This is a genomic window from Marinobacter pelagius, from assembly GCF_900114925.1.
GTDB lineage: Bacteria > Pseudomonadota > Gammaproteobacteria > Pseudomonadales > Oleiphilaceae > Marinobacter > Marinobacter pelagius.
Genome location: NZ_FOUR01000009.1, coordinates 55,596 through 74,445, shown reverse-complemented (window position 1 = coordinate 74,445; position 18,850 = coordinate 55,596). Strand labels below are relative to the sequence as shown.

The 18,850-nt window shown below is 59.0% G+C and carries 20 protein-coding genes and 1 tRNA gene; 15 read left to right on the top strand and 6 right to left on the bottom strand.

Annotated features, from left to right (window positions below):
* The first annotated feature begins 44 nt into the window (after positions 1 to 44).
* The gene (gene recQ, locus BM254_RS16020) at positions 45 to 1,913 is read left to right on the top strand and encodes a DNA helicase RecQ (RefSeq protein ID WP_092006081.1); all 1,869 of its coding nucleotides are present in this window, start codon (positions 45 to 47) and stop codon (positions 1,911 to 1,913) included.
* Here recQ and BM254_RS16015 read toward each other — a convergent pair.
* A complete protein-coding gene (locus tag BM254_RS16015; protein WP_092006315.1) occupies positions 1,910 to 2,470 on the bottom strand; it encodes a YiiD C-terminal domain-containing protein in 561 nt (186 codons plus the stop codon). The genes recQ and BM254_RS16015 overlap by 4 nt on opposite strands.
* Positions 2,471 to 2,656: 186 nt before the next feature.
* Between BM254_RS16015 and BM254_RS16010 the strand changes: the two genes are divergently transcribed.
* The 4 genes from BM254_RS16010 (at position 2,657) to selD (ending at position 7,715) form a co-directional block, all read left to right on the top strand.
* Entirely contained in the window at positions 2,657 to 4,189 is a 1,533-nt protein-coding gene (locus BM254_RS16010; RefSeq protein ID WP_092006078.1) for a bifunctional GNAT family N-acetyltransferase/carbon-nitrogen hydrolase family protein, read from the top strand.
* 165 nt (positions 4,190 to 4,354) lie between these two features.
* Positions 4,355 to 4,750 (top strand): hypothetical protein, encoded by a 396-nt coding sequence (locus BM254_RS16005; protein WP_092006075.1) that lies wholly within the window; start codon positions 4,355 to 4,357, stop codon positions 4,748 to 4,750.
* A gap of 41 nt (positions 4,751 to 4,791) precedes the next feature.
* The gene (locus BM254_RS16000; RefSeq protein WP_092006072.1) at positions 4,792 to 5,439 is read left to right on the top strand and encodes a helix-hairpin-helix domain-containing protein; all 648 of its coding nucleotides are present in this window, start codon (positions 4,792 to 4,794) and stop codon (positions 5,437 to 5,439) included.
* On the top strand, positions 5,439 to 7,715 hold the full coding sequence (gene selD, locus BM254_RS15995) for a selenide, water dikinase SelD (protein WP_092006069.1): 2,277 nt from the start codon (positions 5,439 to 5,441) through the stop codon (positions 7,713 to 7,715). Before BM254_RS16000 ends, selD begins: the two co-directional genes overlap by 1 nt.
* On the opposite strand, the gene senB is transcribed toward selD, so the two are convergent.
* On the bottom strand, positions 7,712 to 8,683 hold the full coding sequence (senB, locus tag BM254_RS15990; RefSeq protein ID WP_245777461.1) for a selenoneine biosynthesis selenosugar synthase SenB: 972 nt from the start codon (positions 8,681 to 8,683) through the stop codon (positions 7,712 to 7,714). The genes selD and senB overlap by 4 nt on opposite strands.
* A gap of 154 nt (positions 8,684 to 8,837) precedes the next feature.
* Between senB and BM254_RS15985 the strand changes: the two genes are divergently transcribed.
* The 4 genes from BM254_RS15985 to BM254_RS15970 all read left to right on the top strand — a co-directional run bounded on the left by BM254_RS15985 (position 8,838) and on the right by BM254_RS15970 (position 12,547).
* Entirely contained in the window at positions 8,838 to 9,713 is an 876-nt protein-coding gene (locus BM254_RS15985; RefSeq protein ID WP_092006064.1) for a putative selenate ABC transporter substrate-binding protein, read from the top strand.
* A complete protein-coding gene (locus BM254_RS15980; protein WP_092006061.1) occupies positions 9,713 to 10,363 on the top strand; it encodes an ATP-binding cassette domain-containing protein in 651 nt (216 codons plus the stop codon). The genes BM254_RS15985 and BM254_RS15980 overlap by 1 nt, the downstream gene beginning before the upstream one ends.
* 16 nt (positions 10,364 to 10,379) lie before the next feature.
* Entirely contained in the window at positions 10,380 to 11,846 is a 1,467-nt protein-coding gene (locus tag BM254_RS15975) for a PhnE/PtxC family ABC transporter permease (RefSeq protein ID WP_092006058.1), read from the top strand.
* Positions 11,847 to 11,983: 137 nt separating this feature from the next.
* Complete coding sequence (locus BM254_RS15970; protein WP_139227095.1) at positions 11,984 to 12,547, top strand: hypothetical protein; 564 nt, start codon at positions 11,984 to 11,986, stop codon at positions 12,545 to 12,547.
* A gap of 5 nt (positions 12,548 to 12,552) precedes the next feature.
* On the opposite strand, the gene BM254_RS15965 is transcribed toward BM254_RS15970, so the two are convergent.
* A complete protein-coding gene (locus BM254_RS15965) occupies positions 12,553 to 13,011 on the bottom strand; it encodes a hypothetical protein (protein WP_092006052.1) in 459 nt (152 codons plus the stop codon).
* Between the two features lie 135 nt (positions 13,012 to 13,146).
* Here BM254_RS15965 and BM254_RS15960 point away from each other — a divergent pair, with 135 nt between their 5' ends.
* Genes BM254_RS15960 through BM254_RS15950 form a run of 3 tightly spaced genes read left to right on the top strand, consistent with a single transcriptional unit; the run spans position 13,147 to position 15,350 of the window.
* The gene (locus BM254_RS15960) at positions 13,147 to 14,067 is read left to right on the top strand and encodes an ABC transporter ATP-binding protein (RefSeq protein ID WP_092006049.1); all 921 of its coding nucleotides are present in this window, start codon (positions 13,147 to 13,149) and stop codon (positions 14,065 to 14,067) included.
* 21 nt (positions 14,068 to 14,088) lie between these two features.
* Complete coding sequence (locus tag BM254_RS15955; RefSeq protein ID WP_092006046.1) at positions 14,089 to 14,850, top strand: ABC transporter permease; 762 nt, start codon at positions 14,089 to 14,091, stop codon at positions 14,848 to 14,850.
* Positions 14,850 to 15,350 (top strand): DUF192 domain-containing protein, encoded by a 501-nt coding sequence (locus BM254_RS15950; RefSeq protein WP_092006043.1) that lies wholly within the window; start codon positions 14,850 to 14,852, stop codon positions 15,348 to 15,350. Before BM254_RS15955 ends, BM254_RS15950 begins: the two co-directional genes overlap by 1 nt.
* Here the strand turns inward: BM254_RS15950 and BM254_RS15945 are convergent.
* On the bottom strand, positions 15,347 to 16,138 hold the full coding sequence (locus tag BM254_RS15945; protein ID WP_092006040.1) for an enoyl-CoA hydratase: 792 nt from the start codon (positions 16,136 to 16,138) through the stop codon (positions 15,347 to 15,349). The genes BM254_RS15950 and BM254_RS15945 overlap by 4 nt on opposite strands.
* Before the next feature lie 186 nt (positions 16,139 to 16,324).
* On the opposite strand from BM254_RS15945, the gene BM254_RS17800 reads away from it, so the two are divergent.
* The 3 genes from BM254_RS17800 to BM254_RS15935 are packed head-to-tail and all read left to right on the top strand — an operon-like array spanning position 16,325 to position 17,930.
* Complete coding sequence (locus tag BM254_RS17800) at positions 16,325 to 16,468, top strand: hypothetical protein (protein WP_175497289.1); 144 nt, start codon at positions 16,325 to 16,327, stop codon at positions 16,466 to 16,468.
* A complete protein-coding gene (locus BM254_RS15940) occupies positions 16,465 to 17,007 on the top strand; it encodes a nucleoside 2-deoxyribosyltransferase (RefSeq protein ID WP_092006037.1) in 543 nt (180 codons plus the stop codon). Before BM254_RS17800 ends, BM254_RS15940 begins: the two co-directional genes overlap by 4 nt.
* A 50-nt stretch (positions 17,008 to 17,057) precedes the next feature.
* Positions 17,058 to 17,930: a DMT family transporter gene (locus BM254_RS15935; protein WP_092006034.1), complete on the top strand. Its 873-nt coding sequence runs from the start codon at positions 17,058 to 17,060 to the stop codon at positions 17,928 to 17,930.
* A gap of 12 nt (positions 17,931 to 17,942) precedes the next feature.
* Here the strand turns inward: BM254_RS15935 and BM254_RS15930 are convergent.
* Both BM254_RS15930 and BM254_RS15925 read right to left on the bottom strand, forming a co-directional pair.
* Positions 17,943 to 18,029: transfer RNA gene (locus tag BM254_RS15930), tRNA-Leu, on the bottom strand.
* A gap of 74 nt (positions 18,030 to 18,103) precedes the next feature.
* A complete protein-coding gene (locus BM254_RS15925; protein WP_092006031.1) occupies positions 18,104 to 18,733 on the bottom strand; it encodes a class I SAM-dependent methyltransferase in 630 nt (209 codons plus the stop codon).
* Between the last annotated feature and the right edge of the window lie 117 nt (positions 18,734 to 18,850).

Sequence of the window (18,850 nt, the reverse complement as noted above, 5' to 3'; positions counted from 1 at the left end):
TGTCATCTTTATTTCCCATCACGGACGACACACACGGCTTTGCTATGCAACTTGACCAGGATTTCGAACAGCTCGCCACAGAAAGGCCCACCGCGACCCGGAGAGACCCCGAGCAGGTTTTGCACGAGGTTTTCGGTTACGAATCGTTCCGGCCACTGCAGGGTGACATTGTTCGCGAAGTAGTCAATGGCGGAGATGCCCTGGTCCTGATGCCCACCGGTGGCGGCAAATCATTGTGCTACCAGGTACCGGCCCTGGTGCGGCCCGGTACGGCGATTGTCATTTCCCCTTTGATTGCCTTGATGCAGGACCAGGTCGCGGCACTAAGGGAGCTTGGCGTCAAAGCAGCCTTCCTGAATTCCACCATGGATATGGAGCAGGCCCGTGCTACCGAGTACGCCCTCACCACCGGCGAACTGGACCTGCTCTACTGCGCGCCGGAGCGGCTGATCCAGCCCCGGACCATCGAGCTGCTGCACAATGCCTCGATCTCACTCTTCGCCATCGACGAGGCCCACTGCGTCTCCCAATGGGGACACGACTTCCGCTCGGATTACCTGCAACTGAGCATGCTGGCCGGAGAGTTTCCCGGTATTCCCCGCATTGCGCTGACAGCCACCGCCGACGAACGCACCCGCAAGGAAATTGCCGAGCGGCTGTCACTGACCCAAGCCCGGCATTTTGTCAGCGGTTTCGACCGCCCGAACATCCAGTACCGGATAGCTCCCAAAACCAACGCCAACAAGCAGCTGCTGGACTTTATCCGGGCCGAACACGATGGCGAGTGCGGCATTGTCTACTGTCTGTCCCGTAACAAGGTGGACTCCACCGCCCGCATGCTCGCGGACAAGGGCTTCACCGCACTGCCCTACCACGCCGGTCTCAATGCCGAGGAGCGGGCCAGGCACCAGGAACGTTTTCTGCGCGAAGACGGCGTCATCATCGTCGCCACCATCGCCTTCGGCATGGGCATCGACAAACCCGATGTCCGCTTCGTGGCACACCTGGATCTGCCCAAGAGCCTGGAAGCCTACTACCAGGAAACCGGCCGGGCCGGCCGGGACGGCAAGCCTTCCACCGCCTGGATGGTGTATGGCCTGCAGGACGTTATCAAACTGCGGCAGATGCTCGAGGGCTCCCTGGGCAATGACCAGTTCAAGCGGGTCGAACGCCAGAAGCTCGATGCCATGCTCGGCCTGTGTGAGGTCACCAGCTGCCGGCGCCAGGTGCTATTGCGTTATTTCGGTGACGACCTGCAAGAGCCCTGTGGTAACTGCGACACCTGCCTGAATCCGCCCGAGACCTGGGATGGCACCGTAGCAGTCCAGAAAGCGCTTTCCTGCGTCTACCGTACCGGTCAGCGCTTCGGTGTGACCTACCTGATTGATGTACTGCGGGGCTCGGAGAACGAGCGTATCCTGCAATCCGGCCACGATCGGGTGTCCACCTACGGCATTGGCACCGAACTCAGCGCCAACGAGTGGAAATCGGTGTTCCGGCAACTGGTGGCCAACGGTTACCTCAGGGCCGACCCCGAAGGCTACGGCGCCTTGCAGCTGACCGAACGCTGCCGCCCGCTGCTCAAGGGCGAGGAGACAGTCTGGCTGCGTAAGGACCCGGTGCAGAAAAAGACATCCTCCGGCCGCAGTAGCTCAGGACGCAAAAGCTTCGCGGCCGACCAGATCGTGGATCAGGCTGCCTGGGATCATCTCCGCGCCTGCCGCAAGGCCCTGGCCGACAATCAGGGTGTGCCACCCTACGTGATCTTTCACGACACCACCCTGTTCGAAATGATGGAGCGCAGGCCCCGCACCATCGAGGAACTGGGCGAAATAAGTGGTGTCGGTGCCGCCAAGCTGGAGAAGTACGGCGAGACCTTCCTCAAGGCCGTCGCCGAACTGGAGACTCTTTAGGCCTTGCCTTCGGCCTGGAAGCCCTTTTTACGGACCCGATAATGGGCGATCGACGTCGCCACGTGATTGCCTTCCTGATCGGTAAGCATGCCTTCCAGGGTAAACTTCGCCCGGCCGGTGGCGTCGGCATCGGCACGGATGGCCGCTACCTGTTCCGGGCTCAGGGAAAACTCCACCGTGACATCCGAGTTGGCCGGCTGCAGGAACTGGAGGGTCATTTCCTTAAGAATCGGCGTGTAGGACGGGCCCAGATCGAATAGCGTCAGAACACCACCGGGAATCTCGGCCACCAGGAAATAGGCGCCCGCATAAAGGCTGCCAAAGTGGTTCTTGTTACCCTTGAGCCGGATCCTGGCGCGAACATAACCCGGCCGGACCTCTTCCACGCGAAAGCCATTGCGGGGCGCAAAGGGAATGGACAAGCCGATGATCCGGTTGACCGCCGCGTAGCCTCCGGTTTTCTTGAGCCATTCAAGGGGGTGCGCGAGCGTGGCTTTTGGGTCCGTCGATGCCACCCACTGGCCGGTGGCTCCGATGATGTTATCTATCAATGCCATAAGGGTATCCTGTGATTCGGTTGACCGGATCATTGCAATCACCCGGCGGAACCGCAAGCCCGGATAAAGTTTTTCAACAACCGGGCGGCGATCTGCGACGTCTGTCACACCTTCTGTTAAACTCCTGAAAAAGCCGACTGGCCTGACTCAAAACTCACTCTTTTCTGACGACGGGAGCCTCTCTGAATGCCCCATGATGAGCTGCATCTCAATCTCCGCAACCTGACGCTTGACGACTACGAACAGCTTCAGGAGCTGATGGACCTGGTCTATGACGACATTGGCGGGGCCTGGCCCAAAGAGACAATCAAGGCATTGGTCGAACAGTTTCCCGACGGGCAGATCTGTATTGAGGATAACGGCCAACTGGTTGCCGTCGCGCTGACGGTAACCGTGAAGTACGAGCGTTTCAGTAACCCGCATACCTACGACGACCTGATCCTGCGTAACGAGAAGATCTGGCACAACGCCAACGGCGATTCCCTGTATGGGCTGGATGTCTTCATCCACCCGGAATATCGGGGCTACCGTCTTGGCCGGCGTCTGTACGAGGCGCGCAAGGAGCTGTGCCGTTCCATGAACCTGCGAGCCATCCTGGCCGGCGGTCGGATTCCCAGCTACTACAAGTACAAGGACCAGTACTCCCCGGCCGAGTACATCCAGCGGGTGGACCGCAAGGAAATCTACGATCCGATCCTGAGCTTCCAGCTCTCCAACGATTTCCAGGTCACCCGGCTGATGCACAAGTACCTGCCGGAAGACGAGAAATCCATGGGCTATGCCACCCTGCTGGAATGGCGGAATATTCTCTATACACCGCCCTCCCCGGTGCTGGACGTCCGGAAAACCCAGGTTCGCCTTGGTGCCGTGCAATGGCAGATGCGGGAATTCACCTCGGTGGATGAGGTGCTCAAGCAGGTGGAGTACTTCGTGGACGCCCTCTCCGACTACAAGAGCGACTTCGCCCTGTTCCCGGAGTTTTTCAACGCGCCCCTGATGGGCCTGACTGACCAGATGGATCAGACCCGTGCGATCCGTTTCCTGGCCGGTTTCACCGAACAGTTCCGGGATGAGATGTCGGAAATGGCGGTCAGCTACAACATCAACATCATCACCGGTTCCATGCCCCTGCTGGAGAACGATCGCCTCTTCAACGTCTCCTACCTGTGCCACCGGGACGGCCGGGTGGACGAGCAGCGCAAGATCCACATCACGCCCCATGAGCGTCGCGACTGGGTCATCGAGGGCGGCGACACCTTCGAGGTGTTCGAAACCGATGCCGGACGGGTTGCTATCCTGATCTGTTACGACATCGAGTTCCCGGAGCTTGGAAGGATCGCAGCCAGCCAGGATGTGGATATCATCTTTGTACCGTTCTGGACCGATACCAAGAACGGTTATCTCCGGGTACGTCATTGTGCCCAGGCCCGGGCGATCGAAAACGAATGTTACGTCGTAATTACCGGCAGTGTCGGCAACCTGCCCAAGGTGGAGAACCTGGACGTCCAGTACGCCCAGTCTTCGGTGTTCTCGCCGTCGGATTTTGCCTTCCCGCACGATGCGGTCATGGCCGAAACCACCCCCAACACCGAGATGATCATGTTCTCGGACATGGATCTGGAAAAACTGACACTGGTTCGTAACGAAGGGTCGGTAAACAATCTGAAGGACCGCCGGGAAGATATGTACGAAGTTCGGGTGAAATCCACGGACCAATAAAAAATCGTGCCCTCTCACTATTAAGGAAGTGCCTGAGAGGGTTAACGTAGGACACTGATGGAATTGCCAATACCGTAAACAGTGTCTATTGTTTAATCATTATCCAGCCTGTCCGATCTGTGGACAGGTCGCAGTGGATAGGGATATTAGCAGAGAACAGGATTCATGAACGAAGCACTACCGGATCTTATTGCCCGTTTCAGGATCAAGCAGGGGCTCTTCCGCAAGGAATTGGTGGAGGCCTCCGTCTTTGAACTCGACAGCTACGGCTGCGTGATGAAAACCGACAAGGTCTTCGAGCCCGGCGACAGCCTGACCCTGGACCTGGTCATGGATATGCCCTTTGAAGAAATCTGTGCCGAAAGCGTGTCCGGCCTGGTGACCGAGCGTAGAAAGCACTGTAGCAATTTCTTCTACTCTATTGATTTTTCAGAGTTTGAACCTGGATCGCCGAACGGCGACAAGCTCAAGCGGATTCGCGAAGTGCTGTCCAGAAAACTGTCTCTGAAATCCCGCCGTACATCCTCAGGGTCCATCTCCGGCTTCCGGCAAATGGCCTGATCGTTACTGTCCGTTCCAACCCATCCGTAAGGAGACATTTCATGGCGAAGAAAGCCAAACCGAGCGTCGACAAGATCGTAAAGAAGGTCAACAAGGAATTCGAGAAAACCTCGTCCCAGATTGAAGGGCTCGTCAACGATGCCCTGAAGCAGTTCGACAGCCTGCAGACCCAGATCGAAGAGCCGGTGCGCAAACTGCTCAAGGAAGTGAACGAGCTCCGGGAACGGGAAATGAAACGCTTCAACGAGGAATTCGAGCGCCGCCTTGCCGAGTTCCACGAGCTTCAGAGCAGCATTCTCGAGCGCCTCGGCGTGGCAGCCAAAGAAGCCGGCTCCGACGTCAAGCAGCTGACAGATGAAGTCAACAAGGAAGCCCAGGCTGCCGCCAAAAAGGCCGCGCCCAAGAAGACTGCTTCAAAGAAAAGCACTGCGAAGGCAAAGTCCACGACTACGGCCAAGAAGGCACCGGCCCGGTCTTCGGCCAAAAAGGCGGCCAAGCCCGTGGACAAGAGCGATCTGACCCTGGTGAAGGGTATCGGCCCGGCAACGGCGAAAAAGATGAAGGACGCGGGCATCACCTCCATCGACCAGATCGCCAATCCGTCGGCGGCTGACAGCGAGAAACTGAAAGCCTTCAAAAGTATCAAGGGATTTGACCAGCTGACCGCCGAAGCCAAGAAAGTTATCTGATGCAAACGCCTGACCAGCCTGTTTTACGGGACATTGTCCTGGTTGGCGGCGGGCACAGCCACGTCGGGGTCCTCAAGCGGTTCGCCATGAACCCGGTCCCCGGTGTGCGCCTGACCCTCATCTGCCGCGACACCCACACCCCCTACTCCGGAATGTTGCCTGGCTATGTGGCCGGCCATTACAGCTACGACGATGTGCATATCGACCTGAGCCGGCTTGCGGAATACGCCGGAGCCCGGTTCTACCGGGACGAAGCCATCGGTATCGACCGGGCAAACAAGCGCATCCTGTGCCGGAACCGGCCGAATGTGCCCTACGACATTCTCTCCATCAACATCGGCTCCTCGCCCCGGGTGGGCGAAGTTGAGGGAGCGGAGGAGCATGCCGTACCGGTGAAGCCCATTAACGGCTTCAACCAGCGGTGGCTGTCGCTGCTGTCGCGCATCGAGAACCATGAGGGCCCAATGTCAGTCGCAGTGGTCGGTGCCGGAGCCGGAGGCGTGGAGTTGACCCTGGCTATGCAGTTCCGGCTCAGGAACGAGCTCTCACTGCGTGGCAAGGATCCGGATCAGCTGCACTTCCATCTGTTCGATGCCGCTGACCAGATTCTCCCCACTCACAATGAGAAAGTTCGTTCGGTCTTCGAGCGCAAACTGTCGGAACGGGGTGTGAAGGTGCATCTCGGTTCCCCGGTCTCCCGGGTCGAGTCGGGGCTACTGACTTCGGAATCTGGCGAAACACTGCAGGTGGACGAAGTGCTCTGGGTTACCCGCGCCGGTGGACCGGCGTGGCTGGAGGAAACCGGCCTGGCACTGGACGAGGGCCGCTTCATCCGGGTACGGGACACCCTGCAGAGCGAAAACGACGACAGCATCTTTGCCGCCGGTGATATTGCGAACGTGATCAATCATCCCCGGGAAAAGGCCGGCGTGTTCGCCGTGCGCCAGGGGCCGCCCCTGGCTGACAACCTGAAACGACTGGCCACCGGCAAGGACACACGCAACTTCTATCCCCAGAAGAAATGGCTGGCCTTGATCAGCACCGGCGACAAGTACGCCGTGGCTTCCCGGGGTGACATGGAATTCCACGGCCGCCTGGTCTGGCGCTGGAAAGACTGGATTGACCGGCGGTTCATGCGCAACTTCAGTGACCTTCCTGCCATGGAAGAGTCCACCAAACTACCGGATACCGCAGCGGCCCAGAGCCCCGAGGAAGCCTCCCAGGCCATCTCCGCCGTGGCCATGCGTTGTGGCGGTTGCGGCGCCAAGGTGGGCAGTACGGTTCTCTCCCGCGCCCTGAATGAACTCAAACCCATTGAACGGGACGATATCATCATCGGCCTGCACGCTCCGGATGATGCCGCCGTTCTGCGGGTACCGCCCGGCAAGGCTGTGGTCCATACCGTGGACTTCTTCCGGGCGTTTATCGACGATCCCTACGTGTTCGGCAAGGTTGCCGCGAATCACAGCCTGGGCGATGTTTTCGCCATGGGAGCGGAAGCCCAAAGTGCGACCGCCGTGGCAACGGTGCCCTACGGTATCGAATCCAAGGTGGAGGACGTTGTTTACCAGATGATGTCCGGCGCCGTGGAAGTGCTGAACGAGGCCGGCTGCGCCCTGGTAGGCGGTCATACCGGCGAAGGCAAGGAACTGGCACTCGGGTTCGCGGTGAATGGCCTGATCGATCCTGAAGAAGTGATGAGCAAGGGCGGCCTGCGGGCCGGCGATGTTCTGATCCTTACCAAGCCAATCGGCACCGGCACCCTGTTCGCGGCCCACGCCCGGCTTGCCGCCAAGGGACGCTGGATCGATTCCGCCCTCGCCTCCATGATCCAGTCCAACAAGCTTGGGGCCGAGTGCCTGCGGCGCTATGGCTCCAGGGCCTGCACGGATGTCACCGGTTTTGGCTTGCTGGGCCATCTGGTGGAAATGACCCGCCCCTCCGGCGTGGATGCGGAACTCGACCTTTCCGCCATTCCGGTATTACCTGGGGCAGAAGAGACGGCTGCCGCAGGCATCCTGAGCTCCCTGCAACCGGCCAACATCCGTTTGCGTCGCGGCATCCGGGACCAGGAGAAATGGGTGAACCATCCCCGCTACCCGCTGATCTTCGACCCCCAGACCGCCGGCGGCCTGCTCGCCAGCGTTGCCGCTGACCAGGCCGAGGCCTGCGTACGGGAATTGAAAGCTCTCGGTTATCCGCACACCGCGATCATCGGCCGGGTTCTGCCCCAGGACGAATCCGGGCCTATCGAGCCGATCAGTCTGAAAGATTAACCGGTACCCACTCGTTCGGAACAGCGCTGGCAGGCAAGCGCCAGCGCCTGTTCCAGGCTCGCCTGCTCTCTGTCCGGGGTAAAACGGGCAGCAAGTCGTGCCACCCGGGATTCCAGGTCCTGAAGAAACTCGGGATCGGTTTCGGCCTTGTGAATGAGAGTGGCCAGCGCGTGTTCGTCCCGGACCGGAAAATAGCCCGGATAGTCATCTCCCAGCAGGCCCCGGTTGCCGGGTATGTCGCTGGCGAGCACCGGAACACCAGCACGGCAGGCTTCGGAAACCACATTCGCACCGCCTTCCATCACCGAACTGATAACCATCACCCGGCTGCCGGTCAGCAATTCCCGGGTACCCTGCTCGTCCAGTTGCCCGAGCCACTGGAATCGTGGATTTTCGGCGGTTTCCTGTTCGGCCATTTGTTGCCATTCAGCATTATGAGCCTTGCCTGCCGCAATCACCCGGACTCGGGATTCTTCAGGCAGCAGCCTGGCGGCCCGGGCTGCCCGCAGGGAATCCTTCTCCTCCCGCAGATGGCCGATAACGCTGACCCGGAAGTGGTCGATCGAGTGCTGCGGCGCCGGAGGTGGCGCAATGGCGGACTGGTAGAGGGTGACCAGTCTGGCCCGAAAACGGGCGGGAATGTCTTCTGCCACGCGATCATGCAGACCAATGAGGGCATCAGCGGCGTCCATGGTCGCGAGGGTTGGCTCTGGAACTTCGATCTGATGGCGGTATATGTCGGTGCCGGTCAGCACCACGATCAGCGGTATGTTGGGCCAGAGCTCCCTGAAACGAGCAACCGCCTCGCGGCTTCGCCAGGCATGCAACGCAATGAAAAGGTCACAGGATTCGCCCTGATAGTCCGCAACGACCTCCACCCGGTGGCCGGCATTTTCAAGTAATCTTTGCCAGCGTTCCGCCGTCGCGCGGTTGCCGGCCCGGGAACCCCGAGCGGCGGGAGTAATCATTATTATTTTCATCGGTTGCGGTATTGGTAATCACCTGAAAGAAAGAAGTTTTTGGCTGAGCCGATAGGGCCTGTCAATCGTATAGCTGTTCAGAGTTCAGGTAAATCAAGGTATCCTGACTACCCTACCAATCCAACCAAAACAGGGATTTCAAATGGCTTTGAAACTTATACGGAAATTTGTGGCTTCCAGCCTTCTGTTCGTAACTGCCGCTTCTGCAAGTGCAGAAACGTTTGTGTTCACGGCGATTCCCGATGAAGACGAGACCAGGTTGGTCGAGCGCTTTCGTGGCGTGGCCGACTACCTCTCCGAGCAACTGGACGTGGATGTCCGCTACATCCCGGTAAAGTCCTATGCAGCAGCGGTCTCTGCCTTCCGGAACAATCAGGTTCAGCTGGCCTGGTTCGGTGGTTTGTCGGGCGTTCAGGCCCGTCGTCTGGTTCCCGGTTCCGAGGCCATTGCTCAGGGCGTGGAAGATGAAGCTTTCCAGACCTACTTCATTGCCAACACCAGCACCGGCATTGACCCGGCGGAAGATCTGGCCTCCCTTGAGGACCAGCTCCGGGGCAAGACCTTTACCTTTGGCTCCAAGGGCTCCACCTCTGGCCGTCTGATGCCCGAATTCCATATCCGCGAGACCTTCGAGGAGGCCCCTGAAGACTTCTTCGCCCGGGTCGGCTTCAGCGGCAACCACACACGAACCCTGCGCCTGGTCGAAGCCGGCACCTATGAAGTCGGTGCCCTCAACTTCCAGGTCTGGGAAAAGGAACTGGAGAACGGCAACATTGATACCAACGCCGTCCAGGTGATCTGGGAAACCCCGGCCTATCCGGACTACCAGTGGACCATCCGTGGCGATGTGAATGAGCGCTTTGGCGATGGCTTCAAGGAACGCGTGAAGGAAGCCCTGCTGGCGCTGGATGATCAGGAACTCCTGGAGAGTTTCCCCCGTTCCGGCTTTATCCCCGCTTCCAACGAGGACTATGAGCCCATCCGCAAGACTGCTGAAGAGATTGGAATCCTTGATTGATGTCCGGATTTGATCTCTCGGGCCTCAAGGCCTCATTCGGGGGAGAGCGCGTCCTCGGGCCGCTCTCCCTTCGTGTCCGGGAAGGGGAAAAGGTTGCCCTTGTCGGCAAGAGCGGCGCGGGCAAATCCACGCTGATCCGCCTGATCCACGAGCAGGTGGGCCGCAATTCTTCACTGGTTCCCCAGGATCTCGGTCTGGTCAACGCCCTGCCCGTTTTCCATAACGTGTTCATGGGGCAACTGGACAAGCATTCCACCTGGTACAACACCCTGACCCTGATCCGGCCCTTCGCCGCCGACCGGGCTGCGGTGAAGGACCTGCTGAACGATCTCGGCCTGGCCGAGAAACTCTGGATTCCCGCAGCGTCCCTGTCCGGCGGGCAACGCCAAAGGGTTGCCATCGCCCGGGCAATCTACCGGAATGAAAGTCTGCTGCTGGCGGACGAACCAGTCTCGGCACTGGACGGCCCCAGGGCCCATCAGGTGATGTCACTGCTTCGGGATCGGTTTGCCACCAGCGTCATTGCCCTGCACGATGTAGAACTGGCACTGCAGTACTGCAACCGGATTGTCGGCATCCAGGACGGCCTGGTGGAGCTGGACGAACCCAGCGACCGCCTCTCGTCATCCGACATCATGTCCCTGTACTGAGGTTATCGGCGGATCCATGCTTTCCTATCCCACGGTCAGAGCCAGCCTGATTTTTGTTGCCGTCGCGGTCGTAGGGCTGTTGTTTGCGGATATAGCCATCACCGCCTCCAATCCCTGGCGGGACCTGGGCAACTTTTTCCTGGGTGTGGTCACGCCGAACTTCTTCAGCTCCGAGGGGCTATTAACCGCCCTGTTGCGCACCGTGGCCTTTGCCTTCGTGGGTGTGGCGCTGGGCAGTTTCTTTGGCTTCCTGCTGGCACTGGTGTATCGGCTCCTCCCGGTACGGATCTTCTGTGCGTTTATCCGGGCGATCCATGAGCTGTTCTGGGCCCTGATATTCCTGCAATTCTTCGGCTTTCACCCGCTGACCGGGGTGCTCGCCATTGCCATTCCCTATTCGGGGATCTTTGCCAAGGTCTACTCGGAGATCCTGGAAGAAGCCGACCCGGAGCCACGGCGCTTGTTGCCGCCTGGCACTGGCATGATTGCAGCGTTCCTGTATGCCCGCATCCCGGATGTCTGGGACCAGATGCGCACCTACACCGCCTATCGCCTGGAATGCGGCCTGCGCTCCAGTGCCATTCTCGGTTTCGTGGGCCTGCCCACGCTTGGTTTTTACCTTGAGGCTTCATTCTCTCAAGGCCTCTACTCTGATGCCGGGGCCATGCTGATCCTGTTTTACGTGCTGATCGCCACCATTCCCCTGTGGGTGCGCCCGAAACTGCTGCCAATCTATATCCTGGCGGCACCGTTCTTCCTGGGCGAAGGCCTGCCCATTGTCTGGGGCAATGTGGAGCGTTTCTTCACCGAGGACATCATTCCCGCGCCTCTCCGCAGTGGTGAAGGTATGGCCGGGATGGTGCCCTGGCTCAGTGACCTGATGGTGAACGAGGCGATGCCCGGAATCTGGAATACCGTCCTGCTGACCCAGATTGCCCTGGTTGCCACCGGTATCCTGGCGCTGCTCGCGTTCCCCCTGATCTCCAATCATTTCGGTGGGCCGGTGCGCCGGACCAGTGGCCACGTATTCCTGGTCATTGCCCGTTCAACCCCGGAATACATCCTAGCCTACATCCTGCTCCAACTCTGGGGGCCCTCGATGCTGCCCGCCGTGGTTGCCCTGGCCCTCCATAATGGCGGCATTATCGGACACCTGATCGGCCGTCAGACCAACACCCTGCGGCTGCGTCCCGATGCAATCACCGGCTTCAACCGCTACACCTGGGAGCTGGTTCCGCGGGTCTACCGATCGTTCCTGGCCTTCCTGTTCTATCGCTGGGAAATCATCATGCGGGAAACCGCCATCCTGGGGATCCTGGGTATCTACACCCTCGGTTTCTATGTCGACAGCGCCATCCAGAACATCCGCTTTGACCGTGCCATGGTACTCATCCTGATTACGGCGCTGCTTAACATCGGCGTTGATGCCCTGGGCCGTTATATCCGCCGTAAGCTCGCCCTGCAGACCATGCCCACCTGCTGACGCCGCCTGAGACCGGCGTCACAAGTTGGCAAACCTTTGCCCGACCCTCGATAAATTGCTGAACCGTTGGCAGTTTTCCGTCGTTACAGATTGTTACAATCGCTTCGTTCAGGGAGATAATCAAGGTGGTCGAGGATATGTCGTATTGGCTGGTGTCGTTCACACAGGCGGGCTTGTTTGCACTTTTGCTCTTGCTCGGGGTTCAGATGTTCCGGCTGTCACGGGAGGGCGCGCTGGTCGAGGGCGTTAGCGATGAGCCAATCCGGACTCCCGGGAATAATCGGGAGCAGGCCGGAAAGACTTCAAATAGTCGGTATCGCACGGAACTTTTCACGCAGCTACACATCCTGGCCGCACTGCAGGAAAGGGAATGCCGGAACCGGGGCTTCGACCGGCCGGAAATGGCTGCGATCGTCGGTTCCTGCGCCACTGCGTGGCTCTACGGTGCCGGTTGTGCCCTGTGCGACGAATCCGATCGCCACTCTAAAACCCTCGCTGGCCTGATTGCGCACATTGTCAGTCGGAAAACCGGCATCGACCGGGCAGAGGCTCTTTCGGTCATCGAGGAACTGACGGCCAGCGGTGTCCATCTTGCCTGCTTCCGAGGCGGTCTGGACGGCGCCAGACACTGGCGGGAGCACAACCATGTGCCCGGTCAATCCGGTCTTTGTGAACTGATTGCCGGTCACACGTTCATCTAGGGAAACTAACGGGCCCAGAAGGTAAGTTTCATCGGGTTACCACCGACGGGCTCTTCGGCACTCTGCAGGTCAATCCGCCATTCCATCTCGGAGCCGGTGGTACAGAACGGTGCGGTGAACCGGGCAGTCCAGATGTCACCCTCCTGGTGCTTTAGGGGAATCGGGTATTCGCCCATATACATGGATTCACCCCGCAATACCGCGAGAAAACGGTTGGGAGCTTCAGGCGCATTTACCGTGAGCTGGAACTCCGTGCCCTGGTCCCCTTCGCCGAGTGGCTCCAGTGCTACCAGCCAGCTGCCCTCTTCCCCTTCCCACTGGCAATCCCGCTCCAGCAGATCACAGCGGGGCTGATCAGCGCCTGACACTTCACCCGGTTCGGGAGAACTCAGGAAACGGGGGCCAAATACCAGTAACGCCACCAACCCGATAATCAAACCTGTAACCGCAATCGCCCGTATCATTAGCCACCTCTTTTTGCCAAAGGCGCATTATGGGTATTTCCCCTGCCAAGGCAAAGGTTTCTAAACAGGCGCCAGTCGTGAGAAAATACTGCGCCTCCTAACTTATGGTTCCACCTTCTGACACAGGACACGCCCGTGCAACCGGATATTTCCGTCAGGCACCTGAACAAAACCTATGGTGATGGCTTCCAGGCGTTGAAAGACATCAACCTGGAGATCGAACGCGGCGAGATCTTCGCCCTGCTTGGCCCGAACGGCGCCGGCAAGACCACCCTGATCAGCATCATCTGCGGCATCGTCAACCTGACCAGCGGTGAGGTAAAGGCCGCCGGCTACGACATCGTCAAGGATTACCGCAAAGCCCGTGAAACCATCGGCCTCGTGCCCCAGGAACTGAACACCGACTCCTTTGAGACGGTCTGGGATGCGGTGTCCTTCAGCCGCGGGCTGTTCGGCAAGGCACCGAATCCGGACCACATCGAGAAAACCCTCAAGGCACTGTCACTCTGGGACAAGCGCAACAACCGGATCATGTCCCTCTCCGGCGGCATGAAGCGGCGCGTGATGATCGCCAAGGCACTCTCCCACGAACCCCAGATCCTGTTCCTGGATGAGCCGACCGCGGGTGTGGACGTGGAACTGCGCCGGGATATGTGGGAGATGGTACGCAAGTTGCGGGAGAACGGCGTCACCATCATCCTGACCACCCACTACATCGAAGAAGCCGAGGAAATGGCGGACCGCATCGGGGTGATCCGGCAGGGGGAAATCATCCTGGTGGAAGACAAGGCTCAGCTAATGACCAAGCTCGGCAAGAAGGAGCTCCGCCTCCAGCTCCAGCACAAGCTCGAGCAGGTGCCCGGGGAACTCACCCTGGAACCGGTGGAGCTGGCCAACGACGGCTGGGAACTGATCTTCACCTTCGATTCCCAGCAGGAGCAGGCCGGTGTGGCACGGCTGTTGCGCACCTTGGGCGACCTCGGCATCGAGTACCGGGATCTGCAAACCCGGGAAAGCTCCCTGGAAGAGATTTTTGTCGGGCTCGTTCACGAGTAGCCCGACCTGACGGAGAATTGAATGAACCTCTACGGTATCCGCGCAATCTACAAGTTCGAAATGGCCCGGATGAAGCGCACGGTGATGCAGAGCGTACTGTCACCGGTGATTTCCACCTGCCTGTATTTCGTGGTGTTCGGCTCGGCCATCGGCTCACGCATGGGCGATATCGACAACATCAGTTACGGCGCCTACATCATTCCGGGCCTGGTGATGCTGTCGCTGCTGATGCAGAGCATTTCCAACGCGTCTTTCGGCATTTACATGCCCAAATTCTCCGGCACCATCTACGAGGTGCTGTCAGCACCGGTCTCCTACGTGGAGGTGGTCATCGGTTATGTCGGTGCGGCCGCAACCAAGTCGGTGATCCTTGGCCTGATCATCCTGGCCACCGCCAAACTGTTCGTGGACTACACCGTACTGCATCCATTCTGGATGCTGTCGTTCCTGGTGCTCACTTCAATAACCTTCAGTCTGTTCGGTTTCATCATCGGCATCTGGGCGGATGGCTTCGAGAAACTGCAGATCGTGCCCATGATGATCGTCACGCCCCTGGTCTTCCTCGGCGGCACCTTCTACTCCATCGACATGCTGCCGGAGATCTGGCAGACCATCAGCCTGTTCAACCCGGTGGTGTACCTGATCAGCGGTTTCCGCTGGGCGTTCTACGGGGTGTCTGATGTGCACGTGGGCATCAGCGTGGGCATGACCATGGTGTTCCTGGCCCTGTGCATGACCGCCGTCTGGTGGATCTTCAAAACCGGCTACCGGTTGCGCTCCTGATGGTCGCTTTTCGATGGGCCAGCCTTGCGCTGGCGTTTGCCCTGGTTACCGGATGCGGAGTAAGCGCAACCCCGGCCCAGACGGATCTGCCCGTAACCAATGCGTGCTTCGTGACCGATTCGGATTCTGTTTCCGTAGTACTGGAAGTGGCCAGCACTTCGGAACAGAGACAGGTAGGACTCATGGGGAGAACAGAACTGCCGACAAACCACGGCATGCTCTTCCAGTATGAGGACCAAAGGGAGCCAAGGAACGGTTTCTGGATGTACCGCACCCTGATTCCCCTGGATATCGCTTTTCTGGACCGGGAAGGCACCATCCGCAATATCCGCGCCATGGTGCCCTGCTCCGCCTCACAAGGCAGGAGCTGCCCCATCTACCCGGCAGGCGTGCCTTACTGGTCCGCCGTGGAGATGAATGCCGGCTTCTATCTCGCCAACGGCATCGACGTGGGTGACCGGCTGGTCCTCAATGGGGACAAGTGCCCGACGGAAGACTAACTGTCCTTCCACTCGGGCTTGCGCTTTTCCAGGAACGCACAGATCCCTTCCTGGGCGTCGTTGGCCTGGAGATTCTCCGCCATCACCGTTGAGGTGTATTCGTAGGCCTCCGCCAGTGGCATCTCCAGTTGCTGGTAAAATGCGCTCTTGCCAATCTTCAGGGTGTGGCCGGATTTCTCCGCAATGGTGCGCGCCATCTTATAGACGGTTTCATCCAGAACCTGCTCATCCACCACGCGGTTGACCAGCCCCATCTGCTCCGCCCTCGGCGCGCTGACCAGCTCGCCCGTCAGCAGCATCTCCATCGCATGCTTGCGGGAGACATTCCGGGACAGGGCCACCATCGGCGTGGAACAGAACAACCCGATGTTCACACCCGGCGTGGCAAAGCGCGCGGTATCCGCGGCAACGGCCAGGTCACAGGATGCCACCAGCTGGCACCCGGCCGCAGTCGCGACCCCTGCTACCCGGGCAATCACCGGCTTGGGCAGATGCACAATCTGCTGCATCACCTTGCTGCAGAGGTTGAACAGACCCAGCTGGAAATCATGACTGTCGAACTGGTCCCGGATCTCTTTCAGATCGTGCCCGGCGCAGAACACATTACCGCGCGCAGCCAGAACCACGACGCGGGTCTCCGGATCATCCGCTACCCGCTCAAGTTCCTCCGACAAGGCCTCCAGCATGGCCATGGAAAGGCTGTTGCGGCGCTCCGGCTGATTCAGCGTGAGCGTAGTGATACCGTTTTCCGAATAATGCGTTACCAACGCATCGCTAACCTCGGTCATGACATTAACCTCCTGAACGTGTTGTCATTCTTTTGATTCAGTATCAGCCAGGAGTAGAGCTCTGTCGAAGGGACTTTGGTCGGATTCATTCGCGGATGGCACTGATTAACCCGCTAACGGTTGCAAATGCTGTTTCCATCCACAGGATTACAGGTAGACACTCGTTAAAAACGGGAGGAGGACCGGATGTCCAAATCACTGATTCTCAGGATCATCGTGGCTATTGCCATCATCGGTGGCGGAATTTTCGTCATAATGAAAGACGAACCACGGCCGCCCACCGGCGACATCAACAGCATTCAGCCACTGCCAGAACAGGATAACCCATGACCCAACCCAAACGCGTCTACCTGGCCGGCCCGGAGGTCTTCTTCCCGGCAACCGAACACCACACCATCGTGACCGAGAAGAAACGGATCCTCCGGGAACTGGGCTGGGAAGGCGTGGATCCCCTGGATACCGAACTGGAATTCGGCGATACCGAATCCCCGCAACAACGCGGCTTCCGGATCTACAACGCCAACCGTGAGCTGATGGACAGCTGCGATGCCATGATTGCCAATCTCACGCCTTTTCGCGGCATCAGCGCCGACCCCGGCACCGTGTTCGAAGTGGGATACATGATCGGCCAGGGTAAACCGGCGATTGGCTACAGCCTGAATCCCCTCACCTATCGGCACCGGGCCGGAAACCGCACCCATGACGACCTGGGCCATGCCATCGAGGATTTTGGCCTGGCGGATAACCTGATGATTGAATGCGGAATCGTCGAATCCGGTGGCCAGCTTTTTGTGGCCGAGCACCGGTCCGAGTTGGAGTTCTTTGACGCGGAGCTGTTTGAGAAGTGCGCGCGGGCGCTTGAAAACTGAAGCCGGATAATGGTTAAAGACCCCATCGAAAAGCAGTAAAGGATAGCCTCGTGCAGACCACGCGGATCAAAGGCCTGACCATTGCCGCACTGGGCGTCCTGTTTATTGTCCCGGACGCCCTGCTGGTAAAAATCACCTCGGTACCGCCGATAGTCTTCCTGTTCTGGCGAGGCCTGCTCCTGGCTTTCAGCTTCTGGCTGATCAGCTGGCTGAGGTACCGTGACCGCCTGACAACAGAAATCAGGCGTTGCGGCTGGAAAGGCATCTTCTGCGCGGGAGCCTTCGCCATCAGTACCCTCGGTTTTGTCGTAGGCATGAAAAACACAGCCGCCGGGAACGTACTGGTCATCCTCAACACCGCGCCAGTGATCGCCGCCCTGATTGCCTGGCTGATCTGGAAGGAAACCCTGCCCTGGAGAACCTGGATTGTTATCCTGATATGCGTCACAGGCGCAACCTTCATGGCCGTCGGCGAACTGGGTAAAGGCGACCCACTCGGCCTGATCATGGCCGGCATCGCCGCCACCGCCCTCGCATCCAACCTAAACGTCGCCCGCTCCCGCCCAGACTGCGACATGAGCGTGATGCTGATGTTTGGTGCCCTGGCGCTGGCCATTGTTGCGGCATTTATGGGCGGCGCCGAGCTCCTGTCAGCAAGAGACGCCTTTTTCATCGGCCTGCTGTGCCTGGTGTTCCTGCCCATGGCCTGCATTCTGATTCAGATCGGGCCGCGTTACATACCAGCGGCGGAAGTCAGCCTGATGCTGTTACTGGAAACGGTGTTGGGGTCTTTTCTGGTTTGGCTGTTTTTGGGGGAAGTGCCGCCGAGGCTTAGTCTGGTTGGTGGCGTTATTGTTTTTTCAGCGTTGGTCGCTCATGGGTGGATAGAAGTAAAACGGTATCGCAAAACGCGGGTGGCATGAGCCACAGAATTATGGTGCCCGGAGCCGGAATCGAACCGGCACGGCCTTGCGGCCGAGAGATTTTAAGTCTCTTGTGTCTACCAATTTCACCATCCGGGCATTCGGAGGGAGGTTTTGAGGGGCAGAATTGTATAAGGCCATGTGGCGTAACGCAATTCTGAATCCGGGTGCTGTCAGGCTTCCGCTGGCTTCACTGCCCTGCCCTTGTAGATGTAACCGGCGATCTTCGGGGCGCTGGGGATGTAGAGGTTTTCCAGTTCCCGGATCTCGAAGCCGGCTTCTCGGATGAGGTCGGCGATGTGTCGGTTCAGGTGGCAGCCGCCGGCGACTTTTTTCCACGCCGGGGTAATGCGGTGCTGCCATTTCTTTACGCCGTGATGGTCGGATTCCCCGTGTTCCAGGAAGATCAGTTCGCCGCCCGGTTTGAGGACGCGTTTCATCTGCTGCAGCGCGGCGTGCCAGTCCGGAATGGTGCACAGTGTGAAAGTGAGCAGCACGGTGTCGATGGTGTTGTCCTCGAGCGGGATCTTTTCACCGGGCAGGTCCAGCCACTCGACCTTGATGTTCGAGCGCTGCAGGTTCGGCTGGGCTTTTCGGCGCATGCCTTCCGAGGGTTCCAGGCCGTAGACCAGGTCGACTTTGTCGGTGTCGTAGAATTCCAGGTTTATGGCCGATCCCATGCCCACTTCCAGCACGGTTCCCCGCGCGTGTGGCACCACCTGGCTTCGCAACTTCATCACCTGGCCCATGGAGCAGGCCTTGTCTATGATGTGTGGGAGTATCCGGTCTTCGTAAAAGCTCATTGGTGTCACCATAATTGTTATAAATCAAGCGGTGCGACAATCTGCCCTATCGGTTTTACCGTGCTATTGGGTAGCATGGTATTCATCTGCCGGTAATTACAACATAACAATATGAGC